The following is a 21197-nucleotide window of genomic DNA, read 5'->3' as shown; positions in this document are numbered from 1 at the left end:
AACGACTGTGTCAGCATTTCGCCAGACACAATCACGCGCGCTGTGCCGCCTTCCTGTTCGACTGCAATCGAGGGTTTCGTCATGCCGGTATCAGACGGGAAACCGTTCCTGGCCGCAATGGCTTTGTTCAACCGGGCGGCGATTTGGGTGCGGGGGTTACCGGTTTGCACGGCCCCGGTCGCCCTAGAGGCGAGAATTGGCGCAAAACCGGTTGCCTGCCCGAGGGAACCCCGACACAGTCCGCACCGTCGAACACCAGTTTTCCAATGGGAATCACGGCATGAGCCAAGCAGGAAACGTTCTTTTCATCATCATCGACCAATTGCGGGCCGATTGTCTGCGCGGTGCTCTGGCTGATCATGTCAACCTGCCCAATCTGCGCGCCTTCATGGACGAGGCCGTTTCGTTCGACCGGCATTTTTCCGTAACCAATCCCTGCGGACCGTCCCGCGCTTCTATCCTGACCGGGCAATACGCGATGAACCATCGTTCGGTCCGCAATGGCACGCCGCTGCGCCATGACACTCCGAACATCGCGACCGAGATGCGAAAAGCCGGCTATCTGCCGATGCTGTTCGGCTATACGGACACCTCGGCCGATCCACGGGTTCATCATCCGAATGATCCGTCGGTGAAGACCTACGAAAATCCGATGCACGGGTTTCACGAAGTACTCGAAATGCGCCTTGAGGAGTCCTATCCTTGGCGTTCCTACTTGATGCGCCGGGGATACGAGTTTGAAGACTACTGGGATCTCTACAAGCCGGTTTCGCCGGATGGGTCGGCCCCAAAATTGAACGACCCGGCCCTCTACACGGCCGAGGACAGCGACACCGCATTTCTGACCAACGGTTTTCTGGACGGAATTGCCGCCTATCGGAACTCGGGATGGTTCGCGCATTTGACGTATATCCGTCCGCATCCGCCACTGGTGGCCCCCGCGCCCTACAACCGGATGTACGATCCGAACGCGTTGCCTTTGCCAACCCGTCTGCCCGGCCCCGAGGACGAAAAGGCCATACACCCGTTCTTTGGACCCGCTCTGGACTCGAATACTCCAAACGACTGCGTGCAAGGTTTTGCCGAGGTGGAGCCGACGGATGAGAACACGCAGACCCTGCGGGCCGTCTATCTTGGATTGGCAACTGAGGTTGACCATCATATCGGCCGGGTCATCCGCTTTCTCAAGGACAGCGGCCAGTACGATGACACGCTGGTGGTGATCACCGCGGATCATGGCGAGATGCTGGGCGATCATTATTCCTGGGGCAAAATGTCGGTGTATGACCCGGCTTACCACACGCCGCTGATCATTCGTACGCCTGGCAATGCTCAGATGGCCGGCCAGCGTGTCGAAGTGCCGACCGAGTCAATTGATGTCGCGCCCACGATCCTGGACTGGGTTGGGCAAGAGATCCCGAACTCGATGGATGGTCGATCCTTGCTGCCGCTGCTGCGTGGTGCCGCGCCACAGGACTGGCGCCGGTATTCCTTCAGTGAGCTGGACTTTGCCGATCCGCTGACGCCCACTCAGTTTCAGAGGGAACTAGGGACGGGTAACAGCGACTCGTGTCTGGGCATCCTGCGTGACGAACGCTTTACCCTGGTCGAGTTTGCAGCCGACCTGCCGCCGTTGTTGTTCGACCATCATGGTCGGGGCGAGGCCGAGAATGTCGCCGCAAACCCTGAGTACACAGCTGATTTGGCGCGGCTTGGTCGTGAAATGCTGCGCCACCGTATGCGGAACATGGATCATTCCCTGTCCCTGCATTCCGTGACATCGCAGGGGCCGAAATCAGTGCGGAGGTTCGATTGATCCAGGCGGTTGCCGACGATTTTACTAACCTGTGCCGCCGCTGGCGGACACAGTTCCGCGCGGCTCGGACGCCAAACAAATCCAGATAATTCAATGGACAAACGGTTTCCGTGGGGTATCGTGACCTTGGAATTTCCCGCGCTGATCGCACTCGTCCGGGCCTCCGGACAACTGACGTTCAGGGTGGACTGAGCGACGCAACAAACCCGAAAGGCGCAGTATGGTCGATTGGCTGGTGAATATCCTGCAAACCTATCCGGAACTGGCTGTCTTCCTCGCCATCGGCATCGGGTTTTTGGTCGGACCAATCAAGGTCATGGGGTTCAGCCTGGGTTCGGTCACGGGCACCCTGTTGGCGGCCGTCGTGATCGGGCAGGCACAGATCAGTATCGATTCAGCGGTGAAGTCCACCTTCTTCATCCTGTTCATCTTCGCAGTTGGTTACGGCGTTGGGCCGCAGTTCATTCGCGGCCTCAAGGTTGACGGCGCGCGCGAGGTGCTTTTTGCGCTAAGTGTTTTAGCCCTGTGTCTGATCGTTCCGGTCGTGTCGGCCAAGATCGCCGGGCTCGAGCTTGGCTACGCCGCGGGCCTGTATGCCGGCTCGCAAACGATTTCTGCGGCGATCGGAGTGGCGACGGACCAGATCAACCAGTTGGGTTTGTCGGCCGAGCAGGCCAAAACCTATTCCAACCAGATCCCGGTCGCCTATGCGGTGACATATATCTACGGCACGATCGGGTCGGCGATCATTCTGGCCAAGATCGGCCCCCGCCTGATCGGTGTCGATCTGGTGGCAGCCTGCAAGGAATACGAGGCCAAGCTGAGTGGCGGCGAGGATGTCGAGACCGGAAACGGCATCGTTTCGGCCTATCGCGCGATCGAGGCGCGCGCCTTTGAGATTCCCGAAGGCAGCGAATTGCTCGGCCAGCCGGTCAAGGACCTTTTGCCCGGTGTTCGCGTCTATGCCGAACGCCTCAGCCGAGGTGGCAAGATCGTCGAGGTTGACGCGGACACGGTGCTGCAAGCGGGTGATGTCGTGATGTTCTCAGGCCGGCGCGGTGATCTTGTCGGAGCGCTCGAGCCCAGCCTCAAGGAAGCGGATGCGCCCGAGCTGCTGAGTATCCCATCGGAAAAACTGGACGTTTTGATCACAAGCAAGGACGTGCACGGCAAGACATTGGATGACCTCAGCAAGATGCCTCAGGCCCGTGGTGTGTATGTGTCCAAGCTGACGCGGAACATGATTGATCTGCCGCTGCTGCCGGGCACGGTTCTGCACCGCGGCGACATTCTGACCATTCTGGGCAGCAAGCGACATGTCGAGGCGGCCATCGCCGAAATCGGGTACGCCGACCGGCCCGTTGACACGACCGATCTGGCCTTTGTCGGCTGGGGCATCTTCATCGGGGGTGTCATCGGCACGCTTGCAATTACAATGGGCGGTTTTCCGATCAGCCTGTCGACCACTGGTGGCGCGTTGCTGGCCGGGCTGCTGCTGGGGTGGCTGCGTACCGTTCACCCGACCTTCGGTCGCATTCCCGCACCGTCGCTGTGGTTGATGAATACGCTGGGCCTGAATGTCTTCATCGCGGTCATCGGGATATCGGCCGGGCCCGGTTTCGTGGCCGGTTTGCAGCAGGCAGGCATCGCGCTGTTGTTATGGGGTATTGTGGCCACGTCTTTGCCGATGATTTTCTCGGTTTATGTCGGGCACTACATATTCAAGTTTCATCCCGCCATCCTGTTTGGCGCCTGCGCGGGGGCCCGCACTACGACGGCGGCGCTCGGCATGATCCAGGAGGCCGCGCAAAGCCGGATTCCGGCCCTGGGCTACGGCATGCCCTACGCGATCGGAAACACCCTGCTGACGATATTCGGGATGGTCGTCGTTTTGATCCTCAGTTGATTTGGAAAGGTCTTGAGTCATGGACAGATTGAAGCTGCACGATTACGAAGCCCTCAGCCCCTTTCAGATCAAGGACGAGCTGATTAAGCTGGCCTCGGTCGAGGCGCGCAAATCCAACAGCGCCTTTTTGAATGCCGGCCGGGGCAATCCCAATTGGGTCGCCACCCGCCCGCGTGAAGCTTTCTTTGCGCTTGGCCAGTTTGCCGTGACCGAGTCGCGCCGCGTCATGAATCATCCGGCGGGCCTTGGGGGGATGCCGGCAATGGCAGGTTGCCATGACCGTCTGTTGGAGTGGGGCAGGGCCAATTCCGAGATGCCGGGCGCCGACACGCTTTTGGATGTGATCGACCACGCCATCCGGGCCTTTGGTTTCGACGCTGACGAATTCGTGCACGAACTGACGGACTCGATCATCGGCGACAACTACCCTGTTCCCGACCGTATTCTTAAGCACAACGCCGCCATCGCCCACGAATACCTGATGTGGGCCATGTGTGTCGGGCACCGTCCCGATGCGCAGTTCGACCTGTTTGCGGTGGAAGGCGGCACGGCGGCCATGTGCTATATCTTCAAATCGCTCAAGGCCAACCGGCTGTTGAACCCGGGCGACACGATCGCCCTGTGCACGCCGATCTTCACGCCCTACCTCGAAATGCCCGAACTTGAGGATTACAGCCTCGAGTCCGTTCACGTGGAAACGGACGAGGAAGATGGGTTCCAACTGACCGATGCTGCAGTCGAAAAGCTGAAGGACCCCAAGGTCAAGGCCTTCTTTCTGGTCAATCCGGGCAACCCGTCGTCGGTGGCCCTTAGCAATGCTTCTCTGCGCAAACTCGCGGATTTGGTCGAGAACCATAGGCCGGACCTGATTATCCTGACCGATGATGTGTACGGCACTTTCGTACATGATTTCACCTCGGTCATGGGCTACATGCCCCGCAACACGATCGGCGTTTATTCCTATTCGAAATATTTTGGCTGCACCGGTTGGCGGCTCGGCGTGATCGCCGTTGCGGAGGACAATATCTTCGACGAAAAGCTCGCCGCGCATCCTGCCGAGATCAAGCAGAAGCTCGACAAGCGTTACGGCACGCTCAGCCTGCACCCCAGCGAAATCAAATTCGTCGACAGGCTCGTGGCCGACAGCCGGGATGTGGCCCTGAACCACACTGCCGGATTGTCCCTGCCGCAGCAGGTCATGATGACGTTGTTCTCGCTCTGCGAGCTGGTCGACACTAAGAAAGCCTATCAGACCGCCTGTATCGAACTGGTGCATCGACGGTTCCACCTGCTGACCGAAGCCTTGGGGATCGAGGTCCAGCCGGGCGATCACTATGACGCCTACTACGGCATCATCGACTTCGAATTCTGGCTGCGCAAATACGTCGGCGAAGAGGTCGTGGACTGGATCAAGAAGAACGTCCACCCGTTGGACATCGCGTTCAAACTGGCCGAGGACTATGGGATCGTGCTGCTGAACGGCAGCGGTTTCGATGCGCCGAACTGGTCCGCCCGGGTGTCTTTCGCCAACTTGCCGGACGAGGCATACACCCAGATCGGCTGCGCCGTCCGTTCGGTCGCGCGCGGTTATGTGCAGGCCTATCGGGCGGCGAACAACAAGCCACTTCACGGTTGAATCGCCGTTAGCGGTCACGGTCATTTTCTGCGCCTGTGACATCGCAGATGTTGCGTTTTTCGGCTTTATTGATAAACCCGGGTAAATCTGAATCATCGGGAAAAATTATCTATAAAATGTCGGCTACATCGAACACCTGGACCCGCGAAACCGCTCAGGCCATCTATGACCTGCCGCTGATGGATCTTCTGTATCGGGCGCAGACCGTACATCGCGAGAATTTTGACCCCAACAAGGTGCAGATGTCGCGGCTTCTGTCGATCAAGACCGGCGGCTGCGCCGAGGATTGCGCCTATTGCTCGCAATCCGCACGCAACGGCTCCAAGCTGAGCGCCTCGAAACTGATCGAGGTCGAACGCGTTCTGGCCGAAGCTCGCAAGGCGCGCGACTCGGGCTCGACCCGGTTCTGTATGGGGGCGGCCTGGCGCGAGCCCAAGGATCGCGACATGGACGCGCTGGTCGCCATGATTGAAGGCGTCAAAGAAATGGGCATGGAAACCTGCATGACCCTGGGCATGCTGGACGACACCCAGGTGTTGCAGTTGCGCGATGCGGGGCTGGACTATTACAACCACAACATTGACACGTCCGAGCGTTACTACCCCGAGGTTATCACCACCCGCACCTTCGCCGACCGGATCGACACGCTGAACCGCGTGCGCGAGGCGGGGATGAAGGTCTGCTCGGGCGGGATTTTGGGCATGGGCGAAAACGGTGAGGACCGGATCGACATGCTGGTGACGCTGGCCAACCTGCCCGAGGCGCCGGACTCGGTTCCGATCAACATGCTGATGCCGCAGGCCGACACCCCGCTGGCTGACGCCAAGCCGATCGACCCGATCGATTTCGTGCGCATCATCGCGCTGGCTCGGATCATGATGCCGAAATCCCATGTCCGCCTGTCCGCTGGCCGCAGCGACATGAGCGACGAGATGCAGGCCATGTGCTTCTTTGCCGGTGCCAACTCGATCTTTGCTGGCGACACGCTGCTGACCGCCGAGAACCCCGAGGAAAGCAAGGACGCGATCCTGTTCGCCAAGCTGGGCATCCAGCCGATGGAGGCGGAGTCCGAGGCCCGCGTGGACGCGGCCGAATGACAGCGACCGCAAGGCTGGGCAATGCGCTGAAGGTGCTGGAAACGCGCCATCGGCTGCGCAGGCTTGCGCCCCGCACGGGGCTGGATTTCGCGTCCAACGACTATCTGGGCTTGGCCGGGTCCGACGTTCTGAAACGCGCGGCGCAGGGCGCTCTGGACCGGGGTGTTCCGCTGGGGTCGGGCGGGTCGCGCCTGCTGCGCGGCAACCATCCCGAGCACGAGGCGCTGGAAGCCGAAGCCGCCGCCTTTTTCGGCGCCGAGGCGGCGCTGTACATGGGCGGCGGGTTTCAGGCCAACCAGGCCATTTTCTCGTCTCTGCCCGCGGCCGGGGATCTGATCCTGCATGACGAGTTGGTCCATGCCAGCGCGCATGAAGGCATGCGCCTGGGTCGGGCCGAGACCCGTGGCTTTGCGCATAACGACATTTCGGCGGCCCGCGCGGTGCTGGCCGACTGGCGTGCGCAGGGCGGCACGGGCCAGGTCTGGATCGCGGTCGAAAGCGTCTATTCGATGGAGGGCGATCTGGCCCCGTTGACCGCCCTGGCCGAACTGGCCCGAACCGAGCAGGCAGTGCTAGTGGCGGACGAGGCCCATGCCACTGGCGTCTTCGGCTCGAATGGGCAAGGGCTGGCCCATGGGTTGGACGCCGAGGTGCTGACCCTGCACACCTGCGGCAAGGGGCTGGGCGCCAGCGGCGGGCTGATCTGCGGACCGCGTGAAATGATCGACACCCTGATCAACCGGGCACGGCCGTTCATCTTTGCGACAGCTCCGTCGCCATTGGACGCCGCCATCGTGCGGGGCGCGTTGCGGGCCGTGGGGCAGGACCCGGGCCTGACATTGTCCGCGCGCGACCGGATGGCCCATGCCCATGCCGAGGCCGCGCGTCTGTGCGGCCTGACCGGTTTTCACAGCCAGATCATGCCCGTCATCGTGGGCGAAGATGCGGCCACGATGGATCGCGCGGCGAAACTCCAGCAGCTGGGGTTTGACGTGCGCGGGATCCGCCCGCCCACCGTGCCGCGTGGCAGCTCGCGGCTGCGGGTCTCGATCACCGGCAACGTGGGCGCGCAGGACATCACGGCGGTGTTTCAGGCCATCGCCGAACAACAGGCAGGACCCGCATGACCACAGTGATCGTGACCGGAACCGACACCGGCGTCGGCAAAACCGTGTTTTCCGCCGGGCTGACCGCGGCCCTCGGGGCGCAGTACTGGAAACCCGTGCAATCGGGGCTTGAGGAGGAGACCGACAGCCAGATCGTGGCGCGCCTGTCCGGCCAACCGGTCTTGCCCGAGGCCTATCTGCTGAACCTGCCCGCCTCGCCGCACCTGTCGGCCGAGGCCGAGGGGGTCGAGATCGACCTTGACCGGCTGACCCTGCCGCAGACCGATGGCCCGCTGGTGGTCGAAGGGGCAGGGGGCGTCATGGTGCCGCTGACCCGGCAGGCCTACTACCTTGACCTGTTCGCCCGCTGGCAGGCGCCGGTGATACTGGTGGCCCGAACGGCCCTGGGCACGATCAACCACACGACCCTGTCGCTGATGGCGCTGCGCGGCGCCGGTTGCCCGGTGGTCGGTGTGGCCTTCATCGGAGGCCCCGAGCCCGAGGTCGAACAGACCATCATCCAGATGTCGCAGGTGCCCCACTTGGGACGCCTCGGCCGGATCGAGACTCTGGCGCCCGATACCCTGCGCCTCGCCTTCGAGGCGATCGACATGGACACGATCCGAGGTGCTCTGTGACCCCGCTGGAATTTGACGCCCGCCACCTGTGGCACCCCTATACGAACGTGGCCGACCCGGGCCCGATGCATCTGATCGACCAGGCCGAGGGCGTGTATCTGTACCGCGAGGATGGGGTGAAGATGATCGACGCCATGTCCTCGTGGTGGTGCGCCATCCATGGGCACCGTCACCCTGCGATCACCGCCGCCATGCAGCATCAGCTGGACCGGATGCCCCATGTCATGTTCGGCGGTCTGACCCACCGGCCCGCCATTGATCTTGGCCGCAAGATGGTGGCCCTGCTGCCCGAAGAGCTGGACCGGATCTTCTATTGCGACAGTGGCTCGGTCTCGATCGAGGTGGCGATGAAGATGGCGGTGCAGTTCCAGATGGCCCATGGCCGCACCGACAAGGTCGAGTTCGCCACGATCCGAGGCGGCTATCACGGCGACACCTGGAAGGCGATGAGCGTCTGCGACCCCGTCAACGGCATGCACGGGCTGTTCCGCGGCGCGCTGTCGATCCAGCACTTTCTGCCGCGCCCGTCCGTTCGCCTGAGCGACGATTGGCCCGAGGACCCGTCACAGAACGGGCTCGACGCCCTGGAACAATTGCTGCGGGACAAGGCGCACCGGCTGGCCGCGCTGGTGCTTGAACCGGTCGTGCAGGGCGCGGGCGGCATGTACTTCTATCACCGCGAGTTTCTGCGCCGGGCCAAAGCTCTGTGTCAGGCCCATGACGTTCTGGTGATCTTCGATGAAATCGCCACCGGATTCGGCCGCACCGGAGAGCTGTTTGCCACCACCCATGCGGGCGTGACGCCGGACATCATCTGTCTGGGCAAGGCGCTGACGGGGGGACATATCTCTTTTGCTGCGACCGTGACCACCGAACAGGTGGCCCATGGCATCGGCAACAGCGAGGCTGGCGTGTTCATGCACGGCCCCACTTACATGGCCAACCCTCTGGCCTGCGCCGCCGGCATCGCCAGCCTGGGGCTGCTTGAGGACGGCGGCTGGCAGGCCCGCGTGCGGGCCATCGAGGCGCAGATGAAGGCCGAACTGGAGCCGGCGCGCGGCCTGCCCGGCGTCGCCGATGTGCGGGTGCTGGGCGCCATCGGCGTGATCGAGATGGAGGACACCGTCGATCCGCGTGTCGCGCATCGGCGAGCGCCGGAAACCGGTGTCTGGCTGCGTCCCTTCGCGCGCAACATCTACTGTATGCCGCCCTATGTGATTTCAGGCGACGAACTGAGCCGGGTGACGGCGGCCATGGTCGAACTCGCGCGAGGCGACGCATGAGGCGGCACTGGCTGAACCGAGACGGCGCAGCGCAGTTGACGCTGGTCTTTGGCGGATGGGCGCTGGGGCCTGCGCTGTTTGCGGGCCTGACCGGGGCGGCGGATGTTCTGGTGGTTGACGACTATCGCAACCTCGATGACGCCCTGCCCGAAACCGGCGATTACGACACGGTCCGGCTGCTGGCCTATTCTTTCGGGGTCGCGTCGGCCGCGCATTGGCTGGCGGGTCACGGGCTGACCTGCGCGCGCCAGGTTGCGGTCAACGGTACGCTGTTTCCGGCGGATGCGGACCGGGGCATCGCGCCCGAGACGGTAGCAGCCACGGCCGATGGTCTGAGCGCGGCCAGCTTTGCCCGGTTCTGCCGCCGGGCCGGGCTGGATGGCCCCGCGCCCGGGATCGGTTTCGCCGCGGCGGCCGAGGAACTGCGGGCCATCGCGGCGCGCGGACCTGCGCCCGATCCCGGGTTCGACCGGGTCTGGATTTCCGCCTCGGACCGCATCGTGCCGACGGCCGCGCAGGAAATGGCCTGGGGCCAATCGGACACCGTGCGCCGCATCCCCGGCCCGCACCAGCCTTTCGCGGCGGGGCAGACCTGGGCGGAGTGGTTCGCATGAACGCCATGCCGACGGACCGCATCCGGCGCAGTTTCAGCCGCAGCTTCGGCAGCTATCACTGCGCCGCTGGCCCGCAGGCCCGGATCGCCCGCGCGTTGGCGCAGCGGCTGGTCGATCTCGGGGCACCCCGCCAGTTTGGCACCCTGTTCGAAATCGGCTGCGGCACCGGCCATCTGACCGAGGCGCTGCACCAGCAGTTTTCGTTCACCCGGTCCACGCTCAACGACCTGATGGCCGAGGCCCGGGACACCGCGCGGCGATGGGGCGCGGATTTCCTGCAAGGCGATATCCGAAATGTGACATGGCCTGCGCTGCCCGACCTGATCGCCTCGGCCTCGACGGTCCAATGGCTGGACGATCCGGCGGCGGTGGTTCGCCGCGCGATGCACGAGGTCGCACCCGAAGGCTGGGTGGCCATTTCGGGATTCGGCCCGGACCAGTACGCCGAGCTTTCCGCGCTGGGGTCGGCCGCCCGCGCGCCCGGCTTGTGCGCCCCTGATGATCTGGCCGCAGGCATCGGCCCCGAGGTTGAAATCCTTGACCTGTGGCAGGATCGGCAACCGCTGTGGTTCGACACGCCGTTGGACGTGCTGCGCCACCTGCGTGAGACCGGGGTGAACGGCCGTGCGGCGCAGGTCTGGACCCGCGCCGACCTGACCGATTTCAGCACACGCTATCGCGCCGCGTTTTCCGGCCCCGAAGGCGTGCGCCTGACCTATCACCCCGTCTGGATTATCGCCCGCAAACCCGGTTAGGGGCCAACCGGTCGCATCCGGCCCCCCTACACCTGCCCGAAAACTGGTGATAGGCCTGTGCCCAGGGGAGGATCGGCTTGGACATTTCCGAACAGCGCATCAAAGAGATGACCACCGCAGGGCTGAACCTGATCGGTCAGGCCCTGTCGATCTATGACGACAAGCTGCGCCTTGTGGTCAGCAACAAGCGCTTTCAGGAAATGTTCGACCTGCCCGAAGCCCTGGTGCAGCCCGGTGCGCTGTTCAGCGACACGATCCATTTTCTGGCCAGCCGGGGCGAATATGGCCACGATCAATCGGTCGAGGATCTGGTCAGCGTCCGGGTCGAACAGGCCTTGGCGTTCGAGCCGCACTACATGGAGCGCGTGCGCCCCAACGGACAGGTGATCTCGATTGAGGGCGCGCCGCTGCCCACCGGTGGCTGGGTTGCCGTCTATACCGACATCACCAGCACCAAGCGGGTCGAAGAGCTGCTGCGCAGCCGGTCTGAGGAGCTGTCGGACCAGTTGCTGAGCCATGCCGAAGAGCTTTCGGCGACCAACCGGCAACTGGCGGCCACGATCAGCGCGCTGGAAGAGGCCAAGCGCCAGCTGACCGAGATCGAAGCGCGCACCCGCATGACCACCGAGATGATGCCGGCCCATATCGCGCATCTGGATGCTGAGGGGCGGTACGACTATTCCAACCGGCGGCTCAGTTCGGTCCTGCCGGGGCGGCCGTCGGACATCCTGGGGCTGCACATCTCGCAGGCGCTCGGCGCGCATGCCTACGAGCGGGTCCGGCCGCATCTGCAACAGGCCTATGGCGGGCAGGCCTCGGTGTTCGAATTCACCGAGGATCAAGATTCGCGCCGTATCCGTGTTTCGTTCACGCCCGATGGCACGGGCGGCGTCTATATCATGTCGGTGGACATCACCGAGGAAACACAGGCCCGCGTGGCCCTGCAGCAGACTCGACGCCGGGCGATGGCCGCGCAAATGACCAGCGGGCTGGCGCATGATTTCTCGAATCTGTTGACCATCATCCTGGGCATGCAGGCCAAACTGGAGAAGATGGACCTACCCGAAGACGCCGCCGAGCTTGTCGCAGCAACCCAGCAGACCGCGCGCCGCGGCGGGCAATTGCTGAACCGCATCGCCGACATGACCGGCAATCGCACTCCGCAGCCACAGGCCACCGACATGCGCGGCTTGCTTGAGGATCTGCGGGTGCTGGCCTCGCCTTCGCTTCCGCGTGGGGTGGGGCTGTCGGTGGTCAACACCCTGCCGGACGAGGCGCTGATGCTGGACCCGGGCATGGTTCAGGACGCGTTGTTGAACCTGGTGCTGAACGCCCGCGACGCCTGCGGCAGCAGCGGGCAGATTACCATCAGTGCCCATGCGATCGGCCGGATCTGGGTGGAAATCACCGTATCCGATACCGGTCCGGGGTTTTCGCCGGATGCGCTGGACAAGGCGTTGAACCCGTTTTTCACCACCAAGGGCAGCAAGGGGTCGGGGCTGGGCCTGCCGATGGTCTATGACACGGTCAAGCTGGCAGGCGGAGACCTGCAACTGCGCAATACGCCCTCGGGCGCATCCGTGATGCTGCGGCTGCCCTACCGGCCCGCTCCGCCTGTCCAGTCGGGCCTGGCGCTGCTGGTCGAAGACAGCGACGACTTGCGCCACCAGTTCCGCGACATGCTGGTCGATCTGGGCCTGTCGGTGATCGAGGCGACCTCGGCGGATGAGGCGCTGGTCCTGGCCACCAGCCTGGACGATATCTCGGTGATCCTGTCGGACATCCGGCTGGAGGGCGCTGCCACCGGCATTGATCTGGTCGAACGGCTTGCTCTGCCAATTCCGGTGATCCTGATGACCTCGCTACCCTATGATGACCCGCTGCACCGTCAGGCTCTTGCCAAGGCGCCGGTCCTGCGCAAACCCTTCACCCGCGCGCAATTGTCCGCGCTGATCCGAACCGAGGCCGCCTGATGACCCAACCCCTGGTGACCATTCTGGACGACGAACCCGAGATCCGCCGGATTCTGACCGAAGCGCTGGAGGATGCCGGGTTTAGAACGCAGAGTTTTGCCCGCGCCCGCGAATTCGAAGCGTCACTGAAACGGGTTACGCCGGATGTCTGCCTGGTGGACTTGTCGCTGCCGGATACAGACGGGTTGGCGCTGGTGCATCGGCTGGCGCTGGAACAGGGGGCGGCGGTCATCATCATCTCGGGGCGGGCACAGGTACAGGACCGGGTGACGGGGCTGGAGTTGGGGGCAGATGACTACATCACCAAACCCTTTGACCCGGCTGAGGTGGTGGCCCGCATCCGCGCCCGTCTGCGTGCGCCCAAGGCACAGCAACACCATTCGGATGTGGCTCGGTTCAACGGCTGGACTGCCTATTTCGATCGCTATGTGTTGCTGTCCGATACCGGCGCTGAAACACCGTTTAGCCATGCCGAAGGCGAAGTGTTGCGGTTGTTCCTGGAAAGCCCCAAACGCCTGATCAGCCGCGCGCAGATGCAGGAAACACTGGGTGGCGCAGCCGGTGAAAGCTTTGACAGGGCGATGGACGTGCGTATTTCGCGCCTGCGCACGAAGCTTGGTGAAGACCCGAAAAACCCGCGCCTTATCAAGACGATATACGGCGCGGGGTATATTTTTCTGGGGGATGTCGCATGGGATTGACCAATTCCGCCGGTTGAATTCGACTTGCACGACGCCGAACCAGACCACTGGTGACGCGGTCTGGTTTCTTGGGCTGCCTCTGGAAATCCGGCTGAAGTGACCTTAACTTCTGCCGGCTACACTTTGCGGTGCGGTATTGAAGCGCGTAACTATGGCAGCTTGCAAACTCTGCGCTGACGCGCAAGAAAGCGTCAGCTTGATTTGGAGACCCTTATGATCAGGAAAACCTGGGCCAAGTGGCGATCCGGCCATATCGGTCGGCTGGTGGGCGACAGCCTGCGGGCACAAGGCAAGAAATATGCGGTTGCCATGTTTGCCATGATGATCGTCGCCGCGACCACCGCAGGGACGGCTTGGATGATGGAAAACATCGTCGATGCCATGACGTCGCCTGACATGCGGTCTCAGGTTCATATCATCGCGTCGGCAGTAATCGTGCTGTTCCTGGTCAAGGCGCTGGCTTCTTACGTCCAGTCCGTGTTTCTGGCTCGCGCTGGCAACCGCATCATCGCCGAGCAGCAGGAGAAGCTGTACAAAAAACTGCTTCGGCGTGGGGTGGATTTCTTTTCCAAAAGCGAGTCTTCGGACCTTCTGATGCGTGTGACCCGGGGCGCGGGGGCAGCGCGGACGCTGGTCGACGTGATCGTGACCACGTTCGTTCGGGATGCGCTGACGCTCGTGGGTCTCATTTTTGTGATGGTCTACCAGCAGCCTGTGCTTTCGGGGCTGTTTTTCATTGTTGGGCCGGTCGCGCTGCTGAGCGTGCGCTATCTTTTGAAAAGCGTCCGCTCGATCATGCAATCCGAGCTCAAATCACTGGCCGAAATCATCCGGGTTCTGCAGGAAACATCGGCCGGGATTAAAATCATCAAGGTCTTCGCACTAGAAGATCGAATGACCGAGCGGATGAACTCTGCCATAAGAAGCGTTGAAAAACGCTCGAACGAAATTGCCAAGCTGCAGTCCATCGCCAGCCCAATGATGGAATTTCTGGCCGGTGTAGCAGTTGCCGGCGTGTTGGTCGTCAGCACAATGGGAATTGCCGGAACTGAACCGCCGACCGCGGGTCAGCTGATGTCCTTCATCACGGCGCTTCTGATGGCCTATGAACCGGCCAAGCGGCTGTCCCGGATGCGGGTGACCATCGAATCCACGTTGGTTCCGATCGAGATGATGTTCGAACTGCTGGATCAGGAAGACCCAATGCGCGAAAGCCCGCAACCGCAAGAGCTGCGGTCCGGTCCGGGCGAGGTACGCCTGCGGAACGTCACCTTTGGCTACAGCGGTGGTATGCCGGTGATCAATGGAATGAACCTGACCTTCGAGGCTGGAAAGACAACCGCTCTGGTGGGGCAGTCGGGTGGAGGCAAGTCTACCATCTTCGGCCTCATCATGCGGTTCTACGATCCTGACCAAGGCTATGTCGAGATCGACGGACAGAATTTGCAGGATGTCAGCTTTGCCTCGTTGCGGCGCAAGATTTCTTATGTTGGCCAGGATACGTTTTTGTTCTCCGCGACGGTCATGGAAAACCTCCGATACGCCCGTCCCGATGCGACCGAGGACGAGATTCGCGATGCGGCCAAAGCCGCGCATGCGCATGACTTCATCATGTCGCTGCCCAAGGGATACGACACCGAAGTCGGAGAGAACGGTGCGTTTCTGTCGGGAGGGCAGAAACAGCGTCTGGCAATTGCCCGAGCCATTCTTCGGAAGGCTGAAATTCTGCTGCTCGACGAAGCCACCAGCGCGCTGGATGCCGAGTCCGAGGCTCTGGTGAAGCAGGCGTTGGATAAGCTGACGGAGAACGTGACCACGATCGTCATCGCTCACCGTCTGTCGACCGTACTTGAGGCAGACAAGATCATGGTTGTCCAGGATGGTCAGGTGATCGAACAGGGCAAGTTGGATGAGTTGATGGAACAGAATGGCAGCTTCCGCCGCCTGTTCGATCAGCAATTCAAGACACCGGCTGCATAATCAATCCCGCAAAGCCTGGTTCTTTACCTTGAGAACAGGCTGGATGAGATAGTCGAGAACGGTCTTCCGGCCGGCCAGAATGTCAACTTGTGCGATCATCCCCGGAATGATCTCTACCGCCAAGCCATCGGCGTCCAACAAGGTGCCGCTGGTTCGGATTTCGACGACGAAGACTTCCTCGTCCTGCCGCTCTGATCGTGTAATCGTATCCGCACCGATGCGAACAATTTCGCCGTCCAGCGCGCCGTATCTGGCAAAATCATATGCGGTGATCTTGACCTTGACCTGCTGACCCGCGCGCAGGAATGCGATGTCGTCAGGACGGACGTAGGCTTCGACCAGCAGGTTGTCGTCCAGCGGAACGATTTCGACCAGATCCTCGCCGCTGCGGGCCAAACCGCCCAAAGTCGTGCGGTGGATTCGGTTTATGATGCCCCGGACTGGCGCACGAACCTGCGCGCGCGCCGCGCGGTTCTCCAACGCGGGCAGGGCGGGCTCAAGCGCCGCAAGCTGCGCAGTGGCAATGGCAAGATCGGTCAGTGCCGCGCTGCGAAACCGGCTTTTGGTAGCCGTGATGCGGTCATCGATTTCACTCAGCCCGGTTTCCAGACGGTTTGCCGCGGCCTCGGCCCTTACCTTGCGCCCCTTCCATTCCGCCTCGCTGCGTCGCAGGGCCAGCAGAGTTGTCGCAGGTTCCATCTTGCGGCGGACCAGAGGCTCCATCAAAGCGCGCTCTTCGGACAGGACCTTGAGTGTTTCTTCTGCAGTGACTCGGTCCACCAACCCCTCTTCCAATTCGCGCTGCCTCTGCTCACGTTGGCGTTCCAGAATGGCGATCTCGTCGGCCAACTCCGATTTTCGGCCGAGATAAAGAGCCGTTTCCGAGCGAACGACGTCCGGTGCTTGTTGCACAAGCTCGGGCTCGAACCGCAAATCGGATCCGTCAATTTCGGCCTGCAATCTCTTAATACGCGCCCTTAGTCCCAATGCCCTTTGCCGCTCGGCGTCCAGCTCGCTGCCGATTTGTGTCGCGTCCAATTCCAGCAGCAAAGCGTTCTTGTCGACGATCTGACCCTCTTGAACATGAACAGCTTGAAGAACCCCAGGTTCGGTTGCATCGATCACCTGAACGTCGCCAGAAGGCACAACGCGACCGTCCGCGCGAACCACATCGTCCAGTTCGGTGACGTAAGCCCATACGCCGGCGGTCAGCATGCAGCCCAACACGGCCAGCAGCAATACCGAACCGTGAAACCCCGAGCCGCCGTTAATCTCGCGGGCCAATTTTTCAAGGTCAGGATGCTGCGACATTCACGTGCCTCCGCGCGTCTTTGGCTCGTTTGGTGAGAACTGACTTGACGGCGTCAACGCCCACTTTGCCGTTTTCGATCACGATGACCCGGTCGACCAGTTCCAGCAGACTGGCCCGATGGGTAACGATGACCATAGTCGTATCCGCGGCCGCTGCCTTTAGCCGCTGAATGATGATTGCCTCGTTCTTGAGATCCGTCGCGCTGGTGGGTTCGTCCAGCAACAGGACGGGCGGCTGCCCGATCAGTGCCCGGGCTAGGGCGATGGTCTGACGTTGCCCGCCCGAGAGCCCCTCGCCACGTTCGGCCAGCATCAGATCGTACCCGCTGGGATGCCGCGATACAAAGTCTTCGACGCCCGAAATGCGCCCGGCCCGGATTAGATCCTCGTCGCGCGGGCGGACCGCACCGGCCATAATGTTTTCGCGGACCGAGCCCGAAAACAGCCAAATATCCTGCAGGACCGACCCAATGTTGCGCCGAAGGTCCCCCGGATCAATCTGGCGGATGTCAATCCCATCCAAAAGAACTGAACCGATACGGGGCTGGTACAATCCCAGAAGCAGTCTTGCGATGGTGCTTTTTCCTGATCCGATCCGCCCGAGAATCGCAACTTTTTCCCCCGGTTTGATGTCGAAGGACACGCCTTTCAGTGTGTCCTCATCCTGGTCTGGGTAGGCGAAATACACGTTGTTGAACGTGATACGCCCTTTGAAGTTGGAGCGGCTGATCCACGTGCGCCCCGACGGCCGCTCACTGTCGGCTTGCATCATTGCGTCTAGGTTCCGGTATGCACTGCGCGCCTGGTTGAACCGAGTCAGTGTTTGAGACAGCTGACCAAGAGGTGCCAAAGCCCGTCCGGTCAGCATCACTGAGGCGACCAAGGCGCCCATGCTGGTCAGGCCGTCCGCTATCAGAAAAACACCATAAAATACGATCAGGACCTGGGCCGCCTGCTGAGTGAAACCGGTCAGGTTCAATGCGAATTGAGTGATGGCACGCGACCGAACACTGTTGCCGGATTGTCGTTCGATCGCCTCTTCCCAGCGTCGCCGCATCGTGCCGGCCGCAGTGGTCGTCTTGATCGTTTCCAGACCGGCCAGAGTTTCGATCAGCACGGATTGCTTTGACTGGCCATCCAAAAAACTGCTTTCCGCCAAGCGGGACAAAAGCGGCTGAATGGCGAGCCCGGCGATCAGCACGACTGGTACGGCGAGAGCTGGGATCAGAACCAGCGGTCCGCCGACCATGTAGATCGTAAGCAAAAACAGACCGATGAACGGCAAATCAACCACCATGACCAGCGTAGCCGACGTGAAGAACTCGCGGAGTGTTTCGAACTCACGCACCGTGTTCGCCATGGCGCCGGTCGATCCGGTTCGGGACTTCATCTGGATATTCAGAAGTTGATCGAAAACACGCCGACCCATCAACATGTCCGCATTCTGTCCTGCCCTGTCGATGAAACTGGCGCGCAGGATCTTCAGCACAAAATCAAAAAACAGCGCGATGCCGACACCGATGGTCAAGGCGACCAGAGATTCCACGGCTTCATTTGGCAGAACCCGGTCATAAACGGTCATGATGAAAACCGAGGTTGAAAGCCCCAGGATATTGGTCAGAGCCGCGGCCAGAGCAACCTGCAAGTACGACCAACGATTGGCCACAAGCGCTGATCGGAACCAGTGACGGCTTGGTTGGCTTGGGTTGTTTTTGATTTCCTCGGAGTATGCTCGACGAAACAACATCGCATAGCCGGAATAGACGGCGTCGAGCTGGCATTCATCCATCTCACCAATGCTGTCTCCAAGCTCTGGGTCGTGGATCAACAGACGGCCAGACTTCGAACGGCCATGGTAGACCACGGCCCGCTGGTCCTCGAGCAACAGTATCGCCGGTGCGAGGCTGGGATCAAACTCCGACAGCCGGCGCGGCCCGAAGCCCGCCTGCAATCCATGGTCATGGGCCAGTGCGATCGCGTCCTGCACCTTCAACCCACCAGAGACCGAGGATTGGGCCGCCAAAAGGCTGGCTTTGGTCAATGGCCGGCCAAGCTCTGCCGCCACATGCAGCAGACATTCCTCAAAGTTGGTGAGGGGCAGGGATGTAGGAGGCTGGCTGCGTTGGGTCATGGTCAGTTGCCCCATGTTCTGAGCTGGATGCCGAGCAGATCAATGATGTCGCCCGTAAGGCTGAGCGCGGCGTAGTTCGTTAGGAAGAAATTCTGCTCCGCCAGGATCAGTCGCTCTTGGGCGTTCACAAAATCGCGCTGCGCGTCCAGTATTTCGATTAGGCTGCTGCGCCCGATCTGGAATTGCTCTTGAGTGGCGGCAACGCTGTCGGCATTTGCGGCAACTGCGATGCGGGCCTCGCGCAGACGCTGGGCGCCGGCCTTTTGGTCGGATCGAATGAAACCTAGCTCGCGCTGGATTTCCCGAACAAGAACCTCACGGGCATATTCCGCTTGTTTGACCCGCGCTTCGGCGGCGGCAATTGCAGCCCGCCGTTGACCGGTGCTGTCCAGCTCGTAGTTGACCGAGAGGTCTACGCCGAAATTAGCGTCCCTGCTGTCGTCCTGGTTGGCAAATGCCGAAACCCGCACGTCCGGCTGACGCCTCGCAGTTGCGGCAGAGCGGTCTGCCTGTGCCGCCAGAACCGCAGCGTCTGCGCGTCGAACCTGCGGGCTGTCCATCACGATGACGGCGTCGCTTCTCGACAGGTTGGGCGCTGGGACAGGGGGATCCAGTTTGCCTGGTGGGGTACCGAACACCTCTTGGAATCGCGCATTGGCACGATCAGCCTGAGCCCGGGCATCCGCCAACTTGGTCCTGGCATCCGCGACCCGAGAACGCGCCGTCAGAACGTCGGCAGCGGAACCGGCCCCTTGCGCGGCGCGGTCGGAGATCTGCTTCTCGATCTCCTCATGGCGGCGGACGTTTTCCCAAGCGATTTCAACGATTTTCCGCCGGTCGATGACCAACACATAGGTTTCAATTGCGGCAAGGGCCGTCGCGGCTGCGGTTTGAAGCTGATCGCCGCGGCTTTCGAGGACACGGGCCCGCGCCGCTGCCAAGTCTCCGGCGGCAGCTCCCCCGTCGTATACAAGCTGTGAAACCCGCAGATATGGTGATACATCCGCAATATCCGAATCCACCCGTTCCGATCGGGCATTCACGCCAAGTGACACCTGCGGAAGAAAGGCTCCTTCTGCCGCGTCCATATCGGCAAAGGCGGCGTCAACGCCGGTCTCGCTCTGCGCCAGGTTCGGGCTGGTTTCTACCGCGCGCCGTATTCTCTGGCCAAATGAACTGTGAGTCAGATGGTCCGACGGCTTAGTCGCGCCAGCACCCGTTGATCCCTCTGAAAAAGCCATCTCAACCGGGGCAAGATCCGGAACCGGCTCACAAGCCGCAGTGAGCACGGCCACCAAACCGATCAGCAGAGGCAAGATGAGGCGATCAGATGTAGGCATATTTGGCCTCCGCATCCGACAAGTCTCGTTCCCGGGCAATGGCATCCAAGAACCCCACAAGGTCGGAGTCCCTGCCGTTTGCGGGAGTGCTGATCACCTTGGGAGAATGCGTCTGGCAGTGGTGCATCCACAGAAGATGGTTGAGCGAGACTTGATGAGCGTAAATCAACTGCATCGCTCCGCTAGATTGCAGAACCGCTGTCTGCGCCGGCCCAAGTTGGTTGAAGCGTCGAAAGTCCACGCTCATCCAACCGTCGGGCAACTCCGCATCCTTAAAACGGGTCAATTCGACGAATAGGCCCAATTCCTTTATCAGCGCGCAGGCACGTCGGGTTGCGTTGCGATCGGCCAGAAAGCTCTTCAAGAAGCCTTTCAGGGTTTCCAGTTCAGAGGAGATCGAGCCGTCCTTTGCGAAGAACGGGCTGCCGGATTGGTCACAGGACACGAGTCCGGTGGTTTCATCTACAACAAGCTTGCCTGAGCTGGTGCGCGATCCTGCTTCGCCACCGACCAGTTCGATCGAAAACGGATGGCATCTCAGCAAGGAAGGAACATAGGTGGCCCGCCAGCGTCCTTGGTCCGAAACAAATGGTGTTTCCGGAGAAGCTGCGGTCGCCAGAATAGCATGCGGCGATACCCCGCCCCCCGAGGATCGAAACGCAATTGGAAAAGCGGCGGCGGCTTCTGAGACTTCCGCACTTACGATCTCGCACTCCAATCTGCAGCGCGCGAAATCGTAGGATGTAAATCTGTGCCACGAGCGATAGGAATGTCTGTCGAAAGTGACGGGTACTGGGCCGTTCTGTGCCATTGATGTCTCCGCTGGTCCGTTAAGAAAGGGCCGGGGCGGCCCCACCTTTTCATGCTTGTCAGGATCAACTTGACGCGCCGGTCGGATCGGTATGCAGGA

The 21197-nt window shown here is 61.6% G+C and carries 16 protein-coding genes; 12 read left to right on the top strand and 4 right to left on the bottom strand.

The annotated features are described in order from the left end of the window. The first annotated feature begins 280 nt into the window (after window positions 1–280). The 12 genes from AC2FM5_RS14470 (at window position 281) to AC2FM5_RS14415 (ending at window position 15505) form a co-directional block, all read left to right on the top strand. Entirely contained in the window at window positions 281–1816 is a 1536-nt protein-coding gene (locus AC2FM5_RS14470) for a sulfatase-like hydrolase/transferase (protein ID WP_496736411.1), read from the top strand. Between the two features lie 220 nt (window positions 1817–2036). Beyond that, a complete protein-coding gene (aspT, locus tag AC2FM5_RS14465) occupies window positions 2037–3722 on the top strand; it encodes an aspartate-alanine antiporter (RefSeq protein WP_496736410.1) in 1686 nt (561 codons plus the stop codon). Between the two features lie 19 nt (window positions 3723–3741). After that, complete coding sequence (locus AC2FM5_RS14460) at window positions 3742–5358, top strand: bifunctional aspartate transaminase/aspartate 4-decarboxylase (RefSeq protein WP_496736408.1); 1617 nt, start codon at window positions 3742–3744, stop codon at window positions 5356–5358. Window positions 5359–5474: 116 nt separating this feature from the next. After that, complete coding sequence (bioB, locus tag AC2FM5_RS14455; RefSeq protein WP_496736406.1) at window positions 5475–6455, top strand: biotin synthase BioB; 981 nt, start codon at window positions 5475–5477, stop codon at window positions 6453–6455. Continuing rightward, window positions 6452–7582 (top strand): 8-amino-7-oxononanoate synthase, encoded by a 1131-nt coding sequence (locus tag AC2FM5_RS14450; protein ID WP_496736404.1) that lies wholly within the window; start codon window positions 6452–6454, stop codon window positions 7580–7582. The genes bioB and AC2FM5_RS14450 overlap by 4 nt, the downstream gene beginning before the upstream one ends. Further along, window positions 7579–8199, top strand: coding sequence for a dethiobiotin synthase (bioD, locus tag AC2FM5_RS14445; protein WP_496736402.1), 621 nt, complete (start codon window positions 7579–7581; stop codon window positions 8197–8199). The genes AC2FM5_RS14450 and bioD overlap by 4 nt, the downstream gene beginning before the upstream one ends. After that, the gene (bioA, locus tag AC2FM5_RS14440) at window positions 8196–9482 is read left to right on the top strand and encodes an adenosylmethionine--8-amino-7-oxononanoate transaminase (RefSeq protein ID WP_496736400.1); all 1287 of its coding nucleotides are present in this window, start codon (window positions 8196–8198) and stop codon (window positions 9480–9482) included. Before bioD ends, bioA begins: the two co-directional genes overlap by 4 nt. After that, window positions 9479–10096 carry a pimeloyl-ACP methyl esterase BioG family protein gene (locus AC2FM5_RS14435; RefSeq protein ID WP_496736398.1) on the top strand — a complete coding sequence of 206 codons (618 nt, stop codon included), beginning with the start codon at window positions 9479–9481 and terminating at the stop codon, window positions 10094–10096. The genes bioA and AC2FM5_RS14435 overlap by 4 nt, the downstream gene beginning before the upstream one ends. After that, on the top strand, window positions 10093–10851 hold the full coding sequence (locus tag AC2FM5_RS14430) for a methyltransferase domain-containing protein (protein WP_170372041.1): 759 nt from the start codon (window positions 10093–10095) through the stop codon (window positions 10849–10851). The genes AC2FM5_RS14435 and AC2FM5_RS14430 overlap by 4 nt, the downstream gene beginning before the upstream one ends. A gap of 107 nt (window positions 10852–10958) precedes the next feature. After that, the gene (locus AC2FM5_RS14425) at window positions 10959–12824 is read left to right on the top strand and encodes a PAS-domain containing protein (RefSeq protein WP_437342670.1); all 1866 of its coding nucleotides are present in this window, start codon (window positions 10959–10961) and stop codon (window positions 12822–12824) included. Further along, on the top strand, window positions 12824–13525 hold the full coding sequence (locus AC2FM5_RS14420; RefSeq protein ID WP_170359365.1) for a response regulator transcription factor: 702 nt from the start codon (window positions 12824–12826) through the stop codon (window positions 13523–13525). The genes AC2FM5_RS14425 and AC2FM5_RS14420 overlap by 1 nt, the downstream gene beginning before the upstream one ends. 213 nt (window positions 13526–13738) lie before the next feature. Next, window positions 13739–15505, top strand: a complete 1767-nt coding sequence (locus tag AC2FM5_RS14415) for an ABC transporter ATP-binding protein (protein ID WP_170365910.1) — start codon at window positions 13739–13741, stop codon at window positions 15503–15505. Here the strand turns inward: AC2FM5_RS14415 and AC2FM5_RS14410 are convergent, their stop codons facing one another. From AC2FM5_RS14410 to AC2FM5_RS14395, 4 genes are all read right to left on the bottom strand, one after another. Next, window positions 15506–16816 (bottom strand): HlyD family type I secretion periplasmic adaptor subunit, encoded by a 1311-nt coding sequence (locus tag AC2FM5_RS14410; protein ID WP_496736395.1) that lies wholly within the window; start codon window positions 16814–16816, stop codon window positions 15506–15508. Next, window positions 16800–18947 carry a type I secretion system permease/ATPase gene (locus AC2FM5_RS14405; RefSeq protein ID WP_496736393.1) on the bottom strand — a complete coding sequence of 716 codons (2148 nt, stop codon included), beginning with the start codon at window positions 18945–18947 and terminating at the stop codon, window positions 16800–16802. Before AC2FM5_RS14405 ends, AC2FM5_RS14410 begins: the two co-directional genes overlap by 17 nt. Before the next feature lie 2 nt (window positions 18948–18949). Continuing rightward, complete coding sequence (locus tag AC2FM5_RS14400; protein ID WP_496736391.1) at window positions 18950–20287, bottom strand: TolC family protein; 1338 nt, start codon at window positions 20285–20287, stop codon at window positions 18950–18952. Continuing rightward, window positions 20274–21197: SapC family protein (locus tag AC2FM5_RS14395; protein ID WP_496736389.1), on the bottom strand; the 924-nt coding region annotated here is incomplete at its 5' end. The genes AC2FM5_RS14395 and AC2FM5_RS14400, both read right to left, overlap by 14 nt.

The organism is Ruegeria sp. BHSA162 (assembly GCF_059613385.1).
The sequence above is the reverse complement of the archived record's forward strand: the minus strand, read 5'-3'. Positions and strand labels throughout refer to the sequence as shown.

Bases quoted from the DNA above. Each gene is read 5' to 3' on its own strand.
- AC2FM5_RS14470 (WP_496736411.1), top strand. From the start codon at position 281: ATGAGCCAAGCAGGAAACGTTCTTTTCATCATCATCGACCAATTGCGG.
- aspT (WP_496736410.1), top strand. From the start codon at position 2,037: ATGGTCGATTGGCTGGTGAATATCCTGCAAACCTATCCGGAACTGGCT.
- AC2FM5_RS14460 (WP_496736408.1), top strand. From the start codon at position 3,742: ATGGACAGATTGAAGCTGCACGATTACGAAGCCCTCAGCCCCTTTCAG.
- bioB (WP_496736406.1), top strand. From the start codon at position 5,475: ATGTCGGCTACATCGAACACCTGGACCCGCGAAACCGCTCAGGCCATC.
- AC2FM5_RS14450 (WP_496736404.1), top strand. From the start codon at position 6,452: ATGACAGCGACCGCAAGGCTGGGCAATGCGCTGAAGGTGCTGGAAACG.
- bioD (WP_496736402.1), top strand. From the start codon at position 7,579: ATGACCACAGTGATCGTGACCGGAACCGACACCGGCGTCGGCAAAACC.
- AC2FM5_RS14435 (WP_496736398.1), top strand. From the start codon at position 9,479: ATGAGGCGGCACTGGCTGAACCGAGACGGCGCAGCGCAGTTGACGCTG.
- AC2FM5_RS14430 (WP_170372041.1), top strand. From the start codon at position 10,093: ATGAACGCCATGCCGACGGACCGCATCCGGCGCAGTTTCAGCCGCAGC.
- AC2FM5_RS14425 (WP_437342670.1), top strand. From the start codon at position 10,959: ATGACCACCGCAGGGCTGAACCTGATCGGTCAGGCCCTGTCGATCTAT.
- AC2FM5_RS14420 (WP_170359365.1), top strand. From the start codon at position 12,824: ATGACCCAACCCCTGGTGACCATTCTGGACGACGAACCCGAGATCCGC.
- AC2FM5_RS14415 (WP_170365910.1), top strand. From the start codon at position 13,739: ATGATCAGGAAAACCTGGGCCAAGTGGCGATCCGGCCATATCGGTCGG.
- AC2FM5_RS14410 (WP_496736395.1), bottom strand. From the start codon at position 16,816: ATGTCGCAGCATCCTGACCTTGAAAAATTGGCCCGCGAGATTAACGGC.
- AC2FM5_RS14405 (WP_496736393.1), bottom strand. From the start codon at position 18,947: ATGACCCAACGCAGCCAGCCTCCTACATCCCTGCCCCTCACCAACTTT.
- AC2FM5_RS14400 (WP_496736391.1), bottom strand. From the start codon at position 20,287: ATGCCTACATCTGATCGCCTCATCTTGCCTCTGCTGATCGGTTTGGTG.